This is a genomic window from Pseudomonas sp. NFACC37-1 (genome assembly GCF_900101575.1).
Lineage (GTDB): Bacteria > Pseudomonadota > Gammaproteobacteria > Pseudomonadales > Pseudomonadaceae > Aquipseudomonas > Aquipseudomonas fluorescens_AA.
Window position 1 is genome coordinate 89093 of sequence record NZ_FMUZ01000003.1, and the last position, 19186, is coordinate 108278.

The 19186-nt window shown below is 63.7% G+C and carries 18 protein-coding genes; 9 read left to right on the forward strand and 9 right to left on the reverse strand.

The window, feature by feature from the left end; all coding sequences use genetic code 11:
* The first annotated feature begins 66 nt into the window (after positions 1-66).
* Positions 67-252, forward strand: coding sequence for a hypothetical protein (locus BLP82_RS04820; protein WP_003198116.1), 186 nt, complete (start codon positions 67-69; stop codon positions 250-252).
* Positions 253-296: 44 nt separating this feature from the next.
* On the opposite strand, the gene BLP82_RS04825 is transcribed toward BLP82_RS04820, so the two are convergent.
* The 9 genes from BLP82_RS04825 to BLP82_RS04865 all read right to left on the reverse strand — a co-directional run bounded on the left by BLP82_RS04825 (position 297) and on the right by BLP82_RS04865 (position 9428).
* A complete protein-coding gene (locus tag BLP82_RS04825; RefSeq protein ID WP_063322817.1) occupies positions 297-596 on the reverse strand; it encodes a type II toxin-antitoxin system RelE/ParE family toxin in 300 nt (99 codons plus the stop codon).
* Positions 559-822, reverse strand: a complete 264-nt coding sequence (locus BLP82_RS04830) for a CopG family ribbon-helix-helix protein (RefSeq protein ID WP_063322816.1) — start codon at positions 820-822, stop codon at positions 559-561. Before BLP82_RS04830 ends, BLP82_RS04825 begins: the two co-directional genes overlap by 38 nt.
* 146 nt (positions 823-968) lie before the next feature.
* A complete protein-coding gene (locus BLP82_RS04835; RefSeq protein ID WP_092165755.1) occupies positions 969-2393 on the reverse strand; it encodes a gamma-aminobutyraldehyde dehydrogenase in 1425 nt (474 codons plus the stop codon).
* A 147-nt stretch (positions 2394-2540) separates the two neighbouring features.
* The gene (locus tag BLP82_RS04840) at positions 2541-3359 is read right to left on the reverse strand and encodes an ABC transporter permease (protein WP_092165756.1); all 819 of its coding nucleotides are present in this window, start codon (positions 3357-3359) and stop codon (positions 2541-2543) included.
* Positions 3349-4296: an ABC transporter permease gene (locus BLP82_RS04845; RefSeq protein ID WP_092165758.1), complete on the reverse strand. Its 948-nt coding sequence runs from the start codon at positions 4294-4296 to the stop codon at positions 3349-3351. The genes BLP82_RS04840 and BLP82_RS04845 overlap by 11 nt, the downstream gene beginning before the upstream one ends.
* Position 4297: 1 nt before the next feature.
* Positions 4298-5335, reverse strand: a complete 1038-nt coding sequence (locus tag BLP82_RS04850) for an ABC transporter ATP-binding protein (protein ID WP_092165760.1) — start codon at positions 5333-5335, stop codon at positions 4298-4300.
* Positions 5336-5561: 226 nt separating this feature from the next.
* Complete coding sequence (gene ydcS / locus BLP82_RS04855; RefSeq protein ID WP_060739040.1) at positions 5562-6713, reverse strand: putative ABC transporter substrate-binding protein YdcS; 1152 nt, start codon at positions 6711-6713, stop codon at positions 5562-5564.
* A gap of 137 nt (positions 6714-6850) precedes the next feature.
* A complete protein-coding gene (locus BLP82_RS04860) occupies positions 6851-8308 on the reverse strand; it encodes a gamma-aminobutyraldehyde dehydrogenase (RefSeq protein ID WP_092165762.1) in 1458 nt (485 codons plus the stop codon).
* A 205-nt stretch (positions 8309-8513) separates the two neighbouring features.
* Positions 8514-9428 carry a LysR family transcriptional regulator gene (locus tag BLP82_RS04865; protein WP_092165764.1) on the reverse strand — a complete coding sequence of 305 codons (915 nt, stop codon included), beginning with the start codon at positions 9426-9428 and terminating at the stop codon, positions 8514-8516.
* A 184-nt stretch (positions 9429-9612) separates the two neighbouring features.
* Here BLP82_RS04865 and BLP82_RS04870 point away from each other — a divergent pair, with 184 nt between their 5' ends.
* From BLP82_RS04870 to BLP82_RS04905, 8 genes are all read left to right on the forward strand, one after another.
* On the forward strand, positions 9613-10323 hold the full coding sequence (locus BLP82_RS04870; RefSeq protein ID WP_060739037.1) for a tellurite resistance TerB family protein: 711 nt from the start codon (positions 9613-9615) through the stop codon (positions 10321-10323).
* Positions 10324-10581: 258 nt separating this feature from the next.
* The gene (locus BLP82_RS04875) at positions 10582-12204 is read left to right on the forward strand and encodes a methyl-accepting chemotaxis protein (RefSeq protein ID WP_092165766.1); all 1623 of its coding nucleotides are present in this window, start codon (positions 10582-10584) and stop codon (positions 12202-12204) included.
* Positions 12204-12740, forward strand: coding sequence for a chemotaxis protein CheW (locus BLP82_RS04880; RefSeq protein WP_092165768.1), 537 nt, complete (start codon positions 12204-12206; stop codon positions 12738-12740). Before BLP82_RS04875 ends, BLP82_RS04880 begins: the two co-directional genes overlap by 1 nt.
* On the forward strand, positions 12737-14002 hold the full coding sequence (locus tag BLP82_RS04885) for a CheR family methyltransferase (RefSeq protein WP_092165770.1): 1266 nt from the start codon (positions 12737-12739) through the stop codon (positions 14000-14002). Before BLP82_RS04880 ends, BLP82_RS04885 begins: the two co-directional genes overlap by 4 nt.
* Positions 13999-14667 carry a chemotaxis protein CheW gene (locus BLP82_RS04890; protein ID WP_092165784.1) on the forward strand — a complete coding sequence of 223 codons (669 nt, stop codon included), beginning with the start codon at positions 13999-14001 and terminating at the stop codon, positions 14665-14667. Before BLP82_RS04885 ends, BLP82_RS04890 begins: the two co-directional genes overlap by 4 nt.
* Positions 14664-16928, forward strand: a complete 2265-nt coding sequence (locus tag BLP82_RS04895) for a hybrid sensor histidine kinase/response regulator (protein ID WP_092165786.1) — start codon at positions 14664-14666, stop codon at positions 16926-16928. Before BLP82_RS04890 ends, BLP82_RS04895 begins: the two co-directional genes overlap by 4 nt.
* A complete protein-coding gene (locus BLP82_RS04900) occupies positions 16925-17935 on the forward strand; it encodes a chemotaxis response regulator protein-glutamate methylesterase (RefSeq protein WP_092165788.1) in 1011 nt (336 codons plus the stop codon). The genes BLP82_RS04895 and BLP82_RS04900 overlap by 4 nt, the downstream gene beginning before the upstream one ends.
* Positions 17936-17980: 45 nt before the next feature.
* Positions 17981-18982, forward strand: coding sequence for a response regulator (locus tag BLP82_RS04905; RefSeq protein ID WP_092165790.1), 1002 nt, complete (start codon positions 17981-17983; stop codon positions 18980-18982).
* Positions 18983-19186: the final 204 nt, after the last annotated feature.

Here is a 19186-nt window from a genome sequence, read left to right on the forward strand (position 1 = left end):
GATAGACGATCTAACCCGGGTTCAGACGGCGCTATCAGGTCAACCTCGACGTAAGAAGGACAACTCATGACAAAAATACAGGGCATTACCGAAATGCTGGGGATCTTTCCAGGCCTGACCAACCCGCGCAGGACACGCCGGCTCAGCCTTGAAGAATTGAGGCTGGTGGAGCGTTATCGGGAGTTGTCGGAAAACGACCGCATCGCCATGCGCTACCTGGTGGATGCGATGAGGAGTGTTTCGCGGTTTTGAAGCGTGGCGCAGGTGAGCGGTCGGGGCAGGCGCGCCGGCCGACATCACTCCACCGACCAGTCCTGGGGACGTTCGGTGCGCTGGTGCAGTATCCGCAGGACTTGCAGTTGTCCCTGCTCGAGCCGGTACGGGGCAACGAACGGGTAGCGTGTCAGCACCAGCTCTCGAATATCGGGAACGACCGAAGGACGGCCCGAGCCGGGAAAGCGTTGCAGTTGGCGCAATGTCTCCAGGATGGCGAGGATGACCTCATCGGCGCCTTCTGCGCCGATAGCGCTTTGGTAATGTTCGTGGATCGAGTCGAGGTCACTCTGTGCTTTGTCGGTCAGTACGATGCTCGGCACGCTTTGCCCACTTAGCCTTCACGGCGTCCAGATCGGTCAGGTTTCCAGCGTCGGCATCGGCCATGCCTTCGCTGATGGCTTGCAGATGCCAGGATTCGGCTTCCACATATCGAACCAGTGCACGCTTGAGGTGATATTGGCGGTCGCGGTCGGTGGCGGCAGCCAGCAAGTCCAGCTGTTGGGCCAGACCTTCTTCCACACGAAAGGACAAAACGGGCGAGGCCATGGCTGATCTCCAAGGTGTATACGTTGTAGACACCCTAGGTGCTGCCAGGATTTCCGTCAACCGGCGGGCGTGCACCGATCGACGAAAACCTTAGCAGGACGAACGCCGGGCAGGCGCGAGCATGTGTTGCCAACGTTGTCTTGTCGTCAATGCTTGAACATCACATGCCGCACCACCGTGTAATCCTCCAGCCCATACATGGACATGTCCTTGCCATAGCCGGAACGTTTCTGACCGCCATGGGGCATTTCGCTGACGAGCATGAAGTGGGTGTTCACCCAGGTGCAGCCATATTGCAGGCGTGCCGACAGGCGATGGGCACGGCCGACATCGCTGGTCCAGACCGATGAAGCCAGGCCGTAGTCCGAGTCGTTGGCCCAGGCCAGCACTTGCGCTTCGTCTAGGAACGGGGTGACGGACACCACCGGCCCGAAGACTTCCCGGCGGACGATTTCGTCATCCTGCTGGGCGTCGGCCAGCACCGTCGGTTCGAAGAAGAACCCGTTGCCGTCCACCGCCTTGCCACCGGTGACCAGGCGGATATGCGGCTGGGCGATGGCCCGCTCGACGAAAGCGGCCACGCGGTCGCGGTGCTGGGCGGTGATCAGCGGGCCCATCTCGGTGTCGGATGCGGTTTGCAGGCCGTACTTGATGCTGCCCACCGCGGCGCCGAGTTTCTCGACGAATTGTTCGTAGATGCCTTGCTGGGCATAGATGCGGCAGGCGGCGGTGCAGTCCTGGCCGGCGTTGTAGAAACCGAAGGTGCGGATGCCTTCCACGGCCGCGTCGATGTCGGCATCGTCGAAGATGATCACCGGGGCTTTGCCGCCCAGCTCCATGTGCATGCGCTTGACGCTGTCGGACGTGCTGGAAATGATGTTCGAGCCGGTGGCGATGGATCCGGTCAGCGACACCATGCGCACTTTCGGGTGGGTGACCAGCGGGTTGCCGACGGTCTGCCCACGACCGAAGATCACGTTGAGTACGCCGGCCGGGAAAATCTCCGACGCCAGTTCCGCCAGGCGCAGGGCCGTGAGCGGGGTCTGCTCCGACGGCTTGAGCACCACGGTATTGCCTGCGGCCAGGGCTGGGGCGATTTTCCAGGCGACCATCATCAGCGGGTAGTTCCACGGCGCGATGGAGGCGATGACGCCCACCGGGTCGCGACGGATCATCGAAGTGTGCCCCGGCAGGTACTCGCCGCCCGCCGAACCGCTCATGCAGCGGCTGGCACCGGCAAAGAAGCGGAACACGTCGGCAATCGCCGGAATTTCGTCGTTCAGCGCGGCGCCAAGGGGTTTGCCGCAGTTGTCCGACTCCAGCTTCGCCAGTTCTTCGCCGTGGGCTTCGATGGCGTCGGCCAGCTTGAGCAGCAACAGGGAACGGTCCTTGGGCGCAACCTGCGACCAGCTGTCGAAGGCGCTGTCGGCCGCACGGACGGCGGCATCGACCTGGGCTTCGCTGGCCTCGTTGATTTCCACCAGCACTCGCCCCAGCGAGGGGTTAAACACGGCCTGGCCGGGGCCTTCGCCGTTCACCAGGTGGCCGTTGATCAGCAGTTTGGTTTGCATGTCCAAGTCCTCTTGAGTTTTGTTTGTTGTCTGGGTGGGAGCGGGCTTGCTCGCGAATGCGGTATGTCATCCAATATTTGCACCGCCTGACACGCCGCTTTCGCGAGCAAGCCCGCTCCCACAAGGGATCCGGTTCCACAGTGACATTTATTTCCCGCCGCTACCGGCCACGCTCTCACCCCCGCGGGTCAGGTAATACGCGCCCAATATCGGCAACATCGTGACCATCATCACCAGCATCGCCACCACGTTAGTCACCGGCACGTCGCGCGGGCGGCTGAGCTGGTTGAGCAGCCACAGCGGCAGGGTGCGTTCGTGGCCCGCGGTGAAGGTGGTGACGATGATTTCGTCGAACGACAGCGCGAAGGCCAGCATCCCACCGGCCAGCAGTGCCGACCCCAGGTTAGGCAGGATGATGTAGCGAAAGGTCTGCCAGCCGTCGGCGCCCAGGTCCATCGAGGCCTCGATCAGGCTGTGGGAGGTGCGGCGCAGGCGGGCGATCACGTTGTTGTAGACGATCACCACGCAGAAGGTGGCGTGGCCGACGACGATGGTGAACATCCCCGGTTCGATGCCCAGGGTCTTGAAGGTCGCCAGCAGGGCAATGCCGGTGATGATCCCCGGCAAGGCAATCGGCAGGATCAGCATCAGCGAAATGCCCTGTTTGCCGAAGAACTCGCGACGGTACAGCGCCGCCGAAGCCAGGGCGCCGAGCACCATGGCGATCAGCGTGGCGATGGCCGCGACCTGCAACGACAGCTTGATCGCCTCCAGCACATCCGGGCGCGAGAAGGCGACGCTGAACCACTTCAGGGTCAGGCCCTTGGGGGGGAAACTGAAGGCCGCGTCCTCGGTGTTGAAGGCATAGAGGAAGATGATCAGGATCGGGAAATGCAGGAACACCAGCCCGCCCCACGCCGCGATCCGCAAGCCCCACGAGGCTCGGTCTTGAGAGTCAGAGCGCATCGAAAGCTCCCAGTCGCTTGACGATGGATAGATAGACCGCGATCAGCACGATAGGCACCAGCGTGAACGCCGCGGCCATGGGCATGTTGCCGATGGCGCCTTGCTGGGCGTAGACCATGCTGCCGACGAAGTAACCCGGCGGGCCCACCAACTGGGGCACGATGAAATCCCCCAGGGTCAGCGAGAAGGTGAAGATCGAGCCGGCGGCAATGCCCGGGATCGACAGCGGCAGGATCACCTGCGTGAACGTCTGGCGTGGCCTGGCGCCCAGGTCCGCCGAGGCTTGCAGCAGCGAGGGCGGCAGGCGCTCCAGGGACGCCTGGATCGGCAGGATCATGAACGGCAGCCAGATGTAGACGAACACCAGGAAACGCCCCAGGTGTGAGGTGGACAAGGTGCTGCCCCCCACGCCGGGGATCCCCAGTACGAACTGCAACACCGGCCCCAGGCCCAGGTGCTGGACGAACCACTGTGCAACGCCGCCCTTGGCCAGCAGCAGCGTCCAGGCATAGGCCTTGACGATATAGCTGGCCCACATCGGCAGCATCACCGCGATGTAGAAAAACGCCTTGGTCTTGCCGCGGGTGTAGCGCGCCATGTAGTACGCAATCGGGAATGCGACGATGGCGCTGGCGATGGACACCGCTATCGCCATGCTCAGGGTGCGCAAAATGATGTCGAAGTTCGACGGTTGGAACAGCGCCGCGAAATTCGCCAGAGTCAGGTCCGGCGTGACCGCCATGGTGAAGTCGTCGAAGGTGTAGAACCCCTGCCACAGCAAGGTCAGCAGCGAGCCGAGGTAGATCGCGCCGAACCAGAGCAGCGGCGGCACCAGCAACATCGACAAGTACAGGTTGGGCCGTCGGTACAGCAGGTTGGCAAAGCGCCGCAGCGGCGAACCGGGCGCAGGCGCTTGGGTGATGGTGAGGGTGTTCATCTCACACCTCGCCGCTGACGGTGTCGTGCAGCGCGACCATCGCCTCACGGGCCCAGCGAACGCTGAGGGGCTGGCCGGTCTGGTGCCGGACTGTGTTGTCGAGCCACTGGGTGTTGGCCTGGCTGAGGTTCAGGGTCTGGCCGTTGGCAAGTTTCAACTCGTAGCGTGTGGCGCTGCCCTGGTACTGGATGTCGTGCAGCAGGCCGTGGACCTCGATCTCATCGCTGGCCAACGGGCCCTCGGCGAAACGCACGTGTTCCGGGCGGATCGAGAACGGCTGTGGATAACCACTCAGTTCCCGGGCCAGCTCCCCACGAATCACGTTGGAGGTGCCGACGAATTCGGCGACGAAGGTGGTCGCCGGTTTCATGTACAGGTTGCGTGGGGTATCGACCTGTTCGATGCGGCCCTTGTTGAACACCGCCACGCGATCGGACATCGACAGCGCTTCGGTCTGGTCGTGGGTGACGAAAATGAAGGTGATGCCCAGCTGGCGTTGCAGCTTCTTCAATTCGCCCTGCATCTGTTCGCGCAGCTTCAGGTCCAGAGCGCCCAAGGGTTCGTCCAGCAACAACACCCGCGGACGGTTGACTAGCGCCCGGGCCAGGGCCACGCGTTGGCGTTGGCCGCCGGACAGCTGGACCGGCTTGCGTTCGCCATAGCCACCCAAGGCCACCATCTCCAAGGCTTCGTTGGCGCGCTGGATGCGTTCGGCCTTGGCGACGCCTTTGACTTTCAAGCCGTAGGCCACGTTGTCGCGTACGTTCATGTGGGGGAAGAGGGCGTAATCCTGGAAAACGGTGTTGACGTCCCGCTGGTACGGCGCGAGCCCGGTGGCTTCTTCACCGTGGATGCGAATCGAGCCGGCACTGGGTTGCTCGAACCCGGCGATCAGCCGCAGGCAGGTGGTCTTGCCCGAGCCGGACGGACCCAGCATGGAAAAGAACTCGCCGTCCTGGATATCAATGGAGACCCGGTCAACGGCTTTCACATCGCCGAACTGACGGGATACCTGGGTGAACTGGACTGCAAGCGTCATGGTGCGGGGCTCCAAAAAGCGGGGCTTATGTTCTGAGTTATCGGGCACGGACCTGTGGCGAGGGGATTTATCCCCGCTGGGCTGCGAAGCAGCCCCAAAGCAGTCGACTCAGTCTGCCTGATAGTCAGAGGCGTCAGTTTTGGGGGCGCTTCGCGCCCCAACGGGGATAAATCCCCTCGCCACAAGAGCAGATGTTCATCTGCTATTTTCATGCGACTGAAGGGACTTACCGCCCACCCATGATCGCAATGTAGTCCTGGGTCCAGCGGCTGTACGGCACGAACTTGCCGCCCTCGGCCTGTGGGGTTTTCCAGAAGGCGATCTTGTCGAACTGATCGAAGCCGTTGGTCTTGCAGCCTTCGGCGCCCAGCAGTTCGCTGCCCTTGCACGCTGCCGGCACCGCAGGCAAGGAGCCAAACCACGCGGCCACGTCACCCTGGACTTTCGGTTGCAGCGACCAGTCCATCCACTTGTACGCGCAGTTGGGATGCTTGGCCTCGGCGTGGAGCATCGTTGTATCGGCCCAGCCGGTGGCGCCTTCTTTCGGAATGGTCGAGGCGATCGGTTGCTTCTCGTTCATCAGGCCGTTGACCTGATACGGCCAGGCACCGGACGCCACCACGCCTTCGTTCTTGAAATCGCTCATTTGCACGGTGGTGTCGTGCCAGTAGCGGTGAATCAGCGGCTGCTGAGCCCTCAGCAATTCCAGCACGGCCTTGTATTGCGCTTCGTCGAGCTGGTACGGGTCCTTGATGCCCAGCTCAGGCTTGGCGGTCTTGAGGTACAGCGCCGCGTCTGCGATGTAGATCGGGCCGTCGTAGGCTTGCACGCGGCCTTTGTTCGGCTTGCCGTCCGGCAGGTCCTGGGCATTGAACAGCACGCTCCAACTGGTGGGCGCCTGCTTGAACACGTCGGTGTTGTACATCAGCACATTCGGGCCCCATTGATACGGGGTGCCGTAGGTCTGCTGGTTGACCACGTACCACGGCGCATCCTTCAGGCGCGGGTCGAGATTCTTCCAGTTGGCGATCAGCGCGGTGTTGATCGGCTGCACGCGCTTGCCGGCAATCAGCCGCAACGAGGCGTCGCCGGAGGCGGTGACCAGGTCATAGCCGCCCTTGGTCATCAGGCTGACCATTTCGTCGGACGTGGCGGCGGTTTTCACATTGACCTTGCAGCCGGTTTCTTTCTCGAAACCGCTGACCCAGTCGTAGGCCTTGTCGCTTTCGCCGCGTTCGATGTAACCCGGCCAGGCAACGATATCCAGTTGACCTTCGCCGGCACCGACGGCCTTGAGCGGTTCGGCGGCCTGGAGGCTGACGCTGGTCAGCAGCGCCGTTGTGAGTGCACTGAGCAATACGGTCTTGTGCGCGTACATGGAAATCCCTCTTGCTTTAATTGTGGTAGGGGCAGTTGAGAGGCGTGTCGCTGATTGTTGTTTTAGCTTAGCCGCAAGCTTCAAGCTTCAAGCTTCAAGCCATGCATTGCTGTTGCTTGCAGCTTGCAGCTTGCAGCTCAAAGCTCCCAACTATGTCGGGCCATGATGTGGCGCACCACGCTGTAGTCCTGGAGTGAATCGCTGGACAGGTCTTTCCCGTAACCCGAACGTTTCAGGCCGCCGTGGGGCATTTCGCTGACCAGCATGAAATGGCTGTTGATCCAGGTGCAGCCGTATTGAAGCCGCGCCGCCACCTGCATGGCCTTGTCCAGGTTCTGCGTCCACACCGAGGAGGCCAGGCCGTATTCGGAATCGTTGGCCCAGTCCACCGCCTGGCTGAGTTCGTCGAAACGGGTCACGGTGACGACCGGGCCGAACACCTCGCGCTGGACGATTTCATCGCTTTGCTTGCAGCCGGCCAGCAGCGTCGGTTGGTAATAGAAACCGGCGCCGGAATGCACCGCCGCGCCGGTGATGCGTTCGATGTGCGGCTGGCCGAGGGCGCGCTCGACAAAACTGGCCACGCGGTCGCGCTGGCGGGTGCTGATCAGCGGGCCGATCTCGTTGTCGGCATCGCGCTTGCCGGCAAAGCGCAGGCTGCTGACCGCTGCGCCGAGTTCGGCCACCAGGCGGTCGTGAATCCCGTCCTGGGCGTAGATCCGGCACGCCGCGGTGCAATCCTGCCCGGCGTTGTAATAGCCGTAGGTGCGCACGCCTTCGACCACGGCCTGGATGTCGGCGTCGTCGCACACGATCACCGGCGCCTTGCCGCCCAGTTCCAGGTGGGTGCGCTTGAGGGTTTTCGCCGCCGCCTGGAGGATCTTCTGCCCGGTGACGATGTCGCCGGTCAGCGAGACCATGCGCACTTTCGGGTGGCTGACCAGATGGCTGCCCACACCTTCGCCACCCCCGCAAATGATATTGATGACGCCTCGCGGCAGGATCCTGGCCAGTGCCGGCGCCAGCGCCAGGATCGACAGCGGCGTATGTTCCGATGGCTTGAACACCAGCGTATTGCCCGCGGCCAGGGCTGGGGCGATTTTCCAGGCGGCCATCATGATCGGGTAATTCCACGGTGCAATGGACGCCACTACGCCAATCGGGTCGCGGCGCACCATGCTGGTGTAGCCGGGCAGGTATTCGCCACTGAGCTGGCCGGTCTGACAGCGCACGGCGCCGGCGAAGAAACGGAACACATCCACCGTGGCGCTCAGATCATCCTGGCGCGCCAGGTGCAGCGGCTTGCCGCAGTTCAGGGATTCGAGGCGGGCCAGCTCATCGGCGTTCTTTTCGATGGCGCTGGCGATGTCCAGCAACAGGTTCGAGCGTTGTTGCGGCGTGGTGCGCGACCAGCCGTCGAAGGCGCGATGGGCGGCGAGGATCGCGGCTTCCACCTGTTCGGTGCTGGCCTCGGCGATGTGAGCCACCACCTCACCAGTGGCCGGGTTGAGGATCGGCTCGACAAGACCTTCACCGGCAACGAGCTCTCCGTCGATCAGCAACGCGGTGCACAAGGGGGGTTGCGTGCCAGCCATGTCCGATTTCTCTTTTTATATCGGTTGAAACACAGAACCTGTGGGAGCGAGCTTGCTCGCGATGGCCGTCTATCCATCGACAATTGCTTTAATGACACTCCGCCATCGCGAGCAAGCTCGCTCCCACAAGGGATTGTGCTGATGCAGCAAGACTAGTGCTCAGCCCCGAGGCCGACAAATTCGAAATTCTCAAGGCTGCGTTCGATTAAATAGATGGCTTGCGCCCGCCATGAGGTTGTTCCCGGGCGACGGCCAGGAACGGGTCGACCGACGCCGGTCGCGCCGTGCCCCGGCGCCAGGCCAGGCCTACGTCGAGGGTCTGGTTGAGGTCGGCGATCGGCCGGGCTTCGATGATGTCGCCTTCCAGCGACCAGGGGCGGTAGGTCATGTCCGGCTGGATCGACACGCCCAATCCAGCCGCCACCAGGCTGCGCACCGCTTCGGTCGAGGCGGTGCGCAGGGTGATCCTCGGTTGCAGGCCGGCGCCGCGCCACAGGCGTTGGGCGTTGCGGTCCATTTCATCGACGTTCAGCTGGATCAGCGGTTCGCGGGCCACGTCGGCCAGGTTGATGCTGTCGTGTTCCAGCAGTGGGTGCTGTGCCGGCAACCACAAGCGGTATGGCGAATGGGTCAGGACTTCGGTCTGCAACGCGTGGCGGTCTTCCAGGTTGGACAGGATCAGCACCCCGACATCGATTTCGCCGCTGACCAGCAAATGCTCGATGTACGGCCGTTCGTCCTCCATCACGCGGATCTCCACGTTGGGGTAGGCACGCTGGAAACGGGTGAGCAGGTCCGCCAGGTAATAGCCGGCGACCAGGCTGGTGACGCCAATGGTGACTTGGCCGGCCACCTGATCGGTGCTTTGTTGCAGGCTGCGCTTGGCGTTGTCGACAGTGGCCAGGATCAAATGGGCCTGGCGCAGGAATTGATGGCCCTGGTGGGTCAGGGTCATGCCCTTGGCGTGGCGGCTGAACAGGCTGACGCCGATGTCCTGCTCCAGTTGCTGGATTGCCAGGGTCAGGGTGGACTGGGAAATGAACGCCGTTTGCGCAGCCGCGGAGATGGAGCCGGTTTCGGCCACGGCGATGAAGTGGCGGATCTGACGCAGGGTCATCATGGGCGTATACCCGGTGGGTGATTTTTATCGATGTGCTGGAGTGTATATCGTTTTTTTAGAAGGGTAGGTGAGTGCTTCTTTGAATGAGCCAGGCAACATCTGGAAGCAATCTCGCCTGCGGCGTCAGGGCACTTTCGATCTAGGCTGGGGGCCTTACGTTGACCCGACAATGTGGAGGCAACAAATGAACACCCGTGGATTGCTCGATCAGCTTCTCAAGTCCGGCCAGGAAATGTTGCAGAACAAGGCTGGCGGTTCACAGGGCAAGTCGTCCGGCGGCCTGGGCGGGTTGCTCGGCGGCTCCGGCAACCTGGGCGGGATGCTTTCCGGCGCGGGCGGTGGGGCCCTGGCCGCTGGGGCCATGGGCTTGTTGCTGGGTAACAAGAAAGCGCGCAGCTTCGGTGGCAAGGCCCTGGCCTACGGTGGCCTGGCTGCCTTGGGCGTGATCGCCTACAAAGCCTATGGCAACTGGCAGGCCCAACAGGGCACCGCGCCGAAAACCGAACCGCAGACCCTCGACCGCGTGCCCCCGGCGCAGGTGGAACAGCATAGCCAGGCGATCCTCAAGGCCCTGGTGGCGGCGGCCAAGGCCGACGGTCATGTGGACGAGCGGGAGCGGCAGTTGATCGAGGGTGAATTCACCAAGCTCGACAACGACCAGGAGCTGCAACACTGGCTGCACGCCGAGCTCAACAAACCCCTGGACCCCACCGACGTCGCCCGCGCCGCCAGCACCCCGGAAATAGCCGCGGAAATGTACATCGCCAGTGTGATGCTGGTGGACGAGGAAAACTTCATGGAGAAGTCCTACCTCGACGAACTGGCCCGCCAACTCAAGCTGGAGCCGGGGTTGAAGGTAGAACTGGAAAAGCAGGTGCGCCAGGCGACTGCCTAAACAGCCCCAACGCTATTTCCTGTGGGAGCGAGCTTGCTCGCGATGGCGCCCGGTCAGTCACAGCGTTTTTGACTGGTACACCGCTATCGCGAGCAAGCTCGCTCCCACAGTGGTTTTGTAGTGTCTGGCAGTTCTGTGTCCAACGCATTTCCTGTGGGGGCGAACCTCGACCTGGTCAAAATCCTCCCACGCCGCCATACAGACGCCACGCCGCCCTCGGCTATACTCCCCAGCATTTCAAGTGCCCGAGGTTTTACTGTGAAGAATTGGACATTGCGCCAACGCATCCTGGCGAGTTTTGCGGTGATCATCGCCATTATGCTGCTGATGGTGGTTGTCTCGTATTCACGGTTGTTGAAGATCCAGGACAGTGGCGAAAAGGTCCGGACCGACGCGGTGCCAGGGGTGTATTTCAGTTCGATGATCCGCGGTGGCTGGGTCGACAGCTATGTCCTGACCCAACAGATTGTCGGCCTCTCGGGGAACCGGGAAATCACCGCCGAGGACAAGGCTCGCTATCAGGGTTTCGAGCAGCACCTGCGCGAAGAGATACAGAACTACCAGAAGTTGATCCAGAACCCCGCCGACCAAGCCTCGTTCGACGAGTTCGAGGCCTTCCACCTGGCGTTCAATCAGGCGGTGGCAAAGGTCCTGGACTTGTACCAGCGCAAGGACTACGAGGGCGCACGGCTGGCGCTGGAGAAAGACCTGACGCCCGCATGGATCGGTGGCCGCGGGCATTTGAATCAGATCATCGAGCGCAATCGCGAGCTGGCGCAAAGCGCCACCCAGACCATTGGCGATGCGGTGACGGCGGCCAAGGTCGCCATGGGCCTGTCGTTCCTGGTCGCACTGATCGTCGCCGTACTGTGCGGGCTGTTGTTGATGCGGGCGATCATGGCGCCGATGAATCGCATCGTCGAGATCCTCGCGATCATGCGCAGCGGAGACCTGAGCGGGCGCCTGAACCTGGCGCGCAAAGACGAATTCGGCGCCGTGGAAACCGGCTTCAACGACATGATGGCTGAACTGACCTCGCTGGTGTCCCAGGCCCAGCGCTCTTCCGTGCAGGTCACCACCTCGGTCACCGAGATCGCCGCCACCTCGCGCCAGCAACAGGCCACGGCCACCGAAACCGCTGCCACCACCACCGAGATCGGCGCGACGTCCCGGGAGATCGCCGCCACCTCCCGGGACCTGGTGCGCACCATGACCGAAGTCTCCACCGCCGCCGACCAGGCTTCGGTGGCCGCCGGCTCCGGCCAGCAGGGCCTGGCGCGCATGGAGGAAACCATGCATTCGGTGATGGGCGCCGCCGACCTGGTGAACGCCAAGCTGGCGATCCTCAACGAGAAGGCCGGCAACATCAACCAGGTGGTGGTGACCATCGTCAAAGTGGCCGACCAGACCAACCTGCTGTCCCTCAACGCGGCCATCGAGGCCGAGAAGGCCGGTGAGTACGGGCGCGGTTTCGCCGTGGTGGCCACGGAAGTGCGGCGCCTGGCGGACCAGACTGCCGTGGCGACCTATGACATCGAGCAGATGGTGCGTGAGATCCAGTCCGCCGTATCGGCGGGTGTGATGGGCATGGACAAGTTCTCCGAAGAAGTGCGCCGAGGCATGGCCGAAGTGCAGCAGATCGGCGAGCAACTGTCGCAGATCATCCATCAGGTCCAGGCCCTGGCCCCGCGTGTATTGATGGTCAACGAAGGCATGCAGGCCCAGGCCACCGGCGCGGAGCAGATCAATCACGCCTTGGTGCAACTGGGCGATGCCAGCAGCCAGACCGTGGATTCCCTGCGCCAGGCCAGTTCCGCCATCGACGAGCTGAGCCAGGTCGCCGTGGGGCTGCGCAGCGGCGTCTCGCGTTTCAAAGTCTGATGGGCGAAATCGATACCCGGCGTGGTGCCGCACCGACGGCCCGCCAGTCGTTGTTCCTGGTGTTCTGCATCGGCAATGAACGGTACGCCCTGCAGGCCATCGATGTGGTGGAGGTGCTGCCGCGCTTGCCCCTCAAACCGATTGCCCGGGCGCCGTCCTGGGTGGCGGGGGTGTTTGCCTGGCGCGGCACGATGGTGCCGGTGATCGACCTGTGCGCCCTGACATTCGGCCAGAATGCCGAGGCCCGGACCAGTACGCGATTGGTGCTGGTGCGTTATCAAAGCGACGGGCAACAGGCCGGGCACGTGCTGGGATTGATCCTGGAACAGGCGACCGACACCGTGCGTTGTGATCCGGCCGATTTCAAACCCTATGGCCTGGATAACCGGCAGGCGCGGTACCTCGGCCCCGTACGCGAGGATGCCCACGGATTGCTGCAATGGGTGCGGGTCAATGATCTGCTCGACGAGTCCGTTCGGGCGCTGCTGTTTCCTGCGCCGCCGCTGGACCTCGACGACCTCGGGGCAACGCCATGAACAACGATCAGCGTTTTTTCGATTTTCTCAAGGAGCGCATCGGCCTCGATGTGACCTCCGTCGGCACCGCGATCATTGAGCGGGCCGTGCGCCAACGCATCAGTGCCGTGCCCGGGCGAACCGCCGATGAATACTGGCAGGCCCTGCAGCATTCGGCCCCGGAGCAGCAGGCGCTGATCGAAGCGGTGATCGTCCCGGAGACCTGGTTCTTCCGCTATCCCGAATCCTTCGCGACCCTCGCCAGGCTGGCCGTCAAGCGCCTGGCCGAGATCAAGCACCTGCGTGCGCTGCGCATCCTCAGCTTGCCGTGCTCCACGGGCGAAGAGCCGTATTCCATCGCCATGGCCTTGCTCGACGCGGGCCTGGGGCCACATCAGTTCAAGGTCGACGGCCTGGACGTCAGCCCGCTGTCGGTGGCGCGGGCCAAGGACGCGCGCTACGGCAAAAACTCCTTCCGTGGCGCCGACCTGGGTTTTCGCGAACGGCATTTCGATTTCGCGGACGAGGGTTACCGCCTCAGCGAACGGGTGCGTGAACAGGTGCGCTTGCAGGTGGGCAACCTGTTGGATCCGGCCTTGCTGGTGAACGAGGCGCCTTACGATTTTGTGTTCTGTCGCAACTTGCTGATCTATTTCGACCAGCCGACCCAGCAGCAGGTGTTCGAGGTGCTCAAGCGCCTGACCCATCAGGACGGTGTGCTGTTTATCGGCCCCGCCGAGGGCAGCTTGCTGGGACGCCTGGGCATGCGCTCGATCGGGATAGCCCAATCGTTCGCCTTCAGCCGCCACGGGGCTGCGGAGCCTCAACCGTTGCCAGCGTTGATGCCGCCGCCGTTGCCGGTTCGTCAGCCGCCGCCCCGGGTCGTTGCGCCGGTGATTCGGCCGCGGCCGTTTGCCGCGAACGTCACGCCGATTGCCCCGCCCAAGAGCAGCGACGCCGCGACCTTGCTGGCCAATATCGCCGCCCTGGCCAACGGTGGCGAAAGCGCCGAGGCCCGCGGGGCGTGCGAAGAGTATTTGCGCAGCCATGCGCCGAACGCCCAGGTGTTCTATTGGCTGGGCCTGCTCAGCGACATGGCCGGCAGTGCACTTGAAGCCCAGGGTTTTTATCGCAAGGCGCTTTATCTTGAACCGCAACACGCCGAGGCCCTGGTGCATCTGGCGGCGCTGCTGGCTTCCCAGGGAGACGCGGCCGGAGCCCGTCGATTGCAGGAACGCGCCGCCCGTAGCGGGCGCACGGTAGACAGTGAGCACAAACGATGAGCGGTTCGGCTTCTTACAACGTCACCCATGACGATGCCCAGGCAATCGATGATTGCTGGAACCGCATCGGAGTGCATGGCGATAAATCCTGTCCACTGTTGGTCGAGCATATCCACTGCCGCAATTGCTCGGTGTATTCGGCGGCGGCCACCCGGCTGCTCGACCGTTATACCTTGCCGCAGGATCAACGGGACTTGTCGCCGGCCCCAGTGGACAATGATGTGGTCACACGCTCGCTGCTGATGTTCCGTCTCGGCGAGGAGTGGCTGGGCCTGACGACACGCAGCCTGGTGGAAGTGGCACCGTTGCAGCCGATCCACTCGTTGCCCCACCAACGCTCGCGGGCCTTGCTGGGCGTGGCGAATGTGCGCGGGGCGCTGGTGGCCTGCCTGTCGCTGGCGGAGCTGTTGGACCTGGAGCCCGGGGCGGCGGTTGCCGGTACACGGGTCATGCCGCGCATGTTGATTGTCGCGGCCAAGGGCGGGCCGGTGGTGGTGCCGGTGGATGAGGTGGACGGCATCCACGCCATCGATGAGCGCATCCTGGCGAGCGCTTCGCCATCGGCGGGCAAGTACACCCGTGGCGTGTTGCCCTACAAAGGCCGCAGCCTGCGCTGGCTGGATGAAGAACAGCTGCTGTCCGCCGTGGCCCGGAGCCTGTCATGACCCCTGACCAGATGCGCGACGCTTCGTTGTTGGAACTGTTCAGCCTGGAGGCCGAAGCCCAGGTCCAGGTGCTGAGCACTGGCTTGCTGGCCTTGGAGCGCGATCCGAACCAGGCCGATTACCTCGAGTCGTGCATGCGCGCGGCGCATTCCCTCAAGGGCGCGGCACGGATTGTCGGGGTGGATGCCGGCGTCAGCGTGGCCCACGTCATGGAAGATTGCCTGGTCGGTGCCCAGGAGCGGCGCCTGATGCTGGGGCCCGAGCACATCGACGCCTTGCTGCAAGGTACCGACCTGCTGACGCGCATCGCTACGCCGGGCAACAACGTCGGAGCCCCGGACGTCGACGCCTATGTGGCGTTTATGGGGCGTTTGCTCGACCCCAGCGCTGCGCAACTGCAGGCGCCGGTACCGACAAGCCTCGAGGTGCCTTTCGATCCCGTCAGTGTCGAGCGGCTCGTTCCGGAACCGTTCGCGGCACCGGAGCCGGCTTCGAAGAATAAACGGGTCACCGAAGGCGGCGAGCGGGTCTTGCGGGTCACGGCCGAACGCCTCAACAGCTTGCTCGATCTGTCGAGCAAGTCCTTGGTCGAGACCCAGCGCCTCAAGCCCTGGCTGGCGACGCTGCAACGGCTCAAGCGCCAGCAAGGCACTGGCTTGCGCGCCCTTGAAGAGCTGAACGTGCACCTCAAGGACCATGCCTTGAGCCTGCAGGCCCAGGAAGCCCTTGGCGATGCCCGCCGCTTGCTCGCCGAGACCCAGCAGTTGCTGGCGCAGAAAACCGCCGAGCTGGATGAGTTCGCCTGGCAGGCCAGTCAGCGGGCGCAGGTGCTGTACGACACGGCGCTGGCCTGTCGCATGCGGCCGTTCGCCGATGTGCTGTCGGGGCAGGTACGGATGGTCCGTGACCTGGGCCGCAGCTTGGGCAAGCAGGTGCGCCTGGAGATCGAAGGCGAGAAAACCCAGGTCGACCGCGATGTGCTGGAAAAGCTCGAAGCGCCACTGACCCACTTGCTGCGCAACGCCGTGGACCACGGCATCGAAGCCCCGGAGCAACGGATACTGGCCGGCAAGCCCGCCGAAGGCCTGATCCGCCTGCGTGCTTCTCATCAGGCTGGTCTGCTGGTCTTGGAGTTGGCGGACGACGGCGCAGGGGTGGACCTGGAGCGGGTGCGCCGCAGCATTGTCGAGCGCGCGCTTTCCCCTGAGCAAACAGCCGCCAGCCTGAGCGAAGACGAACTGCTGACCTTCCTGTTCCTGCCCGGTTTCAGCCTGCGCGACAAAGTCACTGAAGTGTCCGGGCGTGGCGTCGGCCTGGACGCCGTCCAGCACATGGTCCGGCAGTTGCGCGGGGCGGTGGTGCTGGAGCAGGCGGCGGGCGAGGGCAGTCGTTTCCATCTCGAGGTGCCGCTGACGCTGTCGGTGGTGCGCAGCCTGGTGGTGGAGGTCGGCAATGAGGCGTACGCCTTTCCCCTGGCCCACATCGAACGCATGTGCGACCTGGCGCCGGAAGACATCGTCCAGGTCGAAGGGCGTCAGCATTTCTGGCACGAAGGCCGGCATATCGGCTTGGTCGCCGCCAGCCAGTTGCTCAATCGCCCGTCGACGCAGAACAGCGGCCAGACCCTCAAGGTCGTGGTGATCCGCGAGCGCGAGACGATCTACGGGGTGGCGGTGGAGCGGTTCATCGGCGAGCGAACCCTGGTGGTCCTGCCCCTGGACGAACGCCTGGGCAAGGTCCAGGACATTTCCGCCGGGGCCCTGCTCGACGATGGCTCGGTGGTGTTGATTATCGATGTCGAAGACCTGCTGCGCTCGGTGGAAAAGTTGCTCGATACCGGGCGCCTGGAGCGCATCGCCCGGCAGAACCAGGCCCAGGCCCCGCGCAAGCGGATCCTGGTGGTGGACGATTCCCTGACCGTGCGCGAGCTGCAACGCAAGTTGCTGCTCAATCGTGGCTATGACGTGGCGGTGGCGGTGGATGGCATGGATGGCTGGAATGCATTGCGCTCAGAGGATTTCGACTTGCTGATCACCGACATCGACATGCCGCGCATGGACGGTATCGAGTTGGTGTCGCTGTTGCGGCGCGACAACCGCTTGCAGTCGTTGCCGGTGATGGTGGTGTCCTACAAGGATCGCGAAGAGGATCGTCGCCGTGGTCTCGACGCCGGCGCCGACTATTATTTGGCCAAGGCGAGTTTCCACGACGACGCCTTGCTCGACGCCGTGGTTGAATTGATCGGAGGGGCGCGCGCTTGAAGATCGCCATCGTCAATGACATGCCCTTGGCGGTCGAGGCCCTGCGCCGCGCCCTGGCGTTCGAGCCGGCGCATCAACTGGTCTGGGTGGCCGCCAACGGGGCCGAGGCGGTGCAGCGTTGCGCCGAGTACACCCCGGACCTGATCCTGATGGACCTGTTCATGCCGATCATGGATGGTGTCGAGGCCACCCGGCGGATCATGGCCGACAGCCCCTGCGCTATCGTGATTGTCACCGGGGACAGCCAGCAGAACGTCCACCGGGTGTTCGAGGCCATGGGCCATGGCGCGCTGGATGTGGTCGATACCCCGGCCCTGGGCGTCGGTAACCCGGCGGACGCGGCGGCACCGCTACTGCGCAAGATCGCCAACATCGGCTGGCTGATCGGTGAGCGCAACAAGCATGAGCGCCCCGCGCCAGCGGCGCAGCGTACGGCGGTGTCGCGCAAGAGCCTGGTGGCCATCGGGTCATCGGCGGGCGGGCCGGCGGCGCTGGAAGTGCTGCTCAAGGCGTTGCCGCGGGACTTTGCCCCAGCGATCGTGCTGGTCCAGCATGTGGACGAGGTGTTCGCCGCGGGCATGGCCGAGTGGCTGGGCAGCGTGTCGGGCCACACGGTGCGCCTGGCCCGGCACGGCGAGACGCCGCAAAGTGGCACGGTGTTGCTGGCCGGGACCAACCATCATCTGCGTTTGTTGAAGGACGGCACCCTGGCCTACACCGCCGAGCCGGTGAACGAGATCTACCGGCCCTCCATCGACGTGTTTTTTGAAAGTGTCGCCCAGTACTGGAGCGGTGACGCGGTGGGCGTATTGCTCACCGGCATGGGCCGCGACGGTGCGCAAGGGCTTAAACTCATGCGCCAGCAGGGCTATGTGACCATCGCTCAGGACCAGCGCAGCAGCGCGGTGTACGGCATGCCCAAAGCAGCGGCCGCCATCGATGCCGCCGTCCATATTCTTGCCCTGGACGCCATTGCGCCACGGCTGTTGGAGATTGTGACCCCATGAAGAACCCCGCGCGCCTTGCCCCGGGCCGTACCCAGGTAAGCCATCATGAATGACCTGCAGCTCGACGATTTCAAGCGCGATGAGAACGCCGCCATGGTCTTGCTCGTCGACGACCAGGCGATGATCGGCGAAGCGGTGCGGCGTGGGCTGTCGAATGAAGAAAACATCGACTTCCATTTCTGCTCCGACCCCCATCAGGCCATCGCCCAGGCGATTCGCATCAAGCCGACGGTGATTCTCCAGGACCTGGTGATGCCCGGCCTCGACGGCCTGAGCCTGGTGCGCGAGTACCGTAACCATCCCGCCACCCGCGATATTCCGATCATTGTCCTGTCCACCAAGGAGGACCCGCTGGTCAAGAGCGCGGCGTTCGCCGCCGGGGCCAACGACTACCTGGTCAAGTTGCCGGACAACATCGAACTGGTGGCGCGCATCCGCTATCACTCGCGTTCCTACATGATGCTGTTGCAGCGTGACGCGGCCTATCGCGCACTGCGGGTCAGCCAGCAGCAACTGCTCGACACCAACCTGGTGCTGCAACGGTTGATGAACTCCGACGGCCTGACCGGGCTGTCCAATCGCCGGCATTTCGATGAGTACCTGGAGCTGGAATGGCGCAGGGCGATGCGCGACCAGAGCCAATTGTCGCTGCTGATGATCGACGTGGACTACTTCAAGGCCTACAACGATAACTTCGGTCACCTGGAAGGCGACGAAGCCCTGCGCAAGGTCGCCACGGCGATCCGTGAGGCGTGCAGCCGTCCGTCCGACTTGCCGGCCCGCTACGGCGGCGAAGAGTTCGCCCTGGTGCTGCCTGGCACCTCGCCGGGCGGCGCCCGGTTGATGGCCGAGAAACTGCGCCAGAGCGTCGGCGCCCTGAAAATTCCCCATACCACGCCCGACGGCGGCGAGAACCTGACCGTCAGCATCGGCGTCTCGACCGTCACGCCGCAGCAAGGTGGCGATTGCCGGCAACTGATCTCGGCGGCGGACAAGGGGCTGTACCTGGCCAAGCACAATGGGCGTAATCGGGTGGGGGTCGAGTAGCCTTCGGTCGGTGATGGACGCTTTTGTGGCGAGGGGATTTAGCGAAACGTCGCACCGCCCCGCTGGGCTGCGAAGCGGCCCCAGAATCGGACCCTGCGGTGCTTCAGGCAAATCGCGTCGGCTGCATTTGGGGCTGCTTCGCAGCCCAACGGGGATAAATCCCCTCGCCACAGGGGTGTGTACCAGGCTCGGTCTTGATCTCAT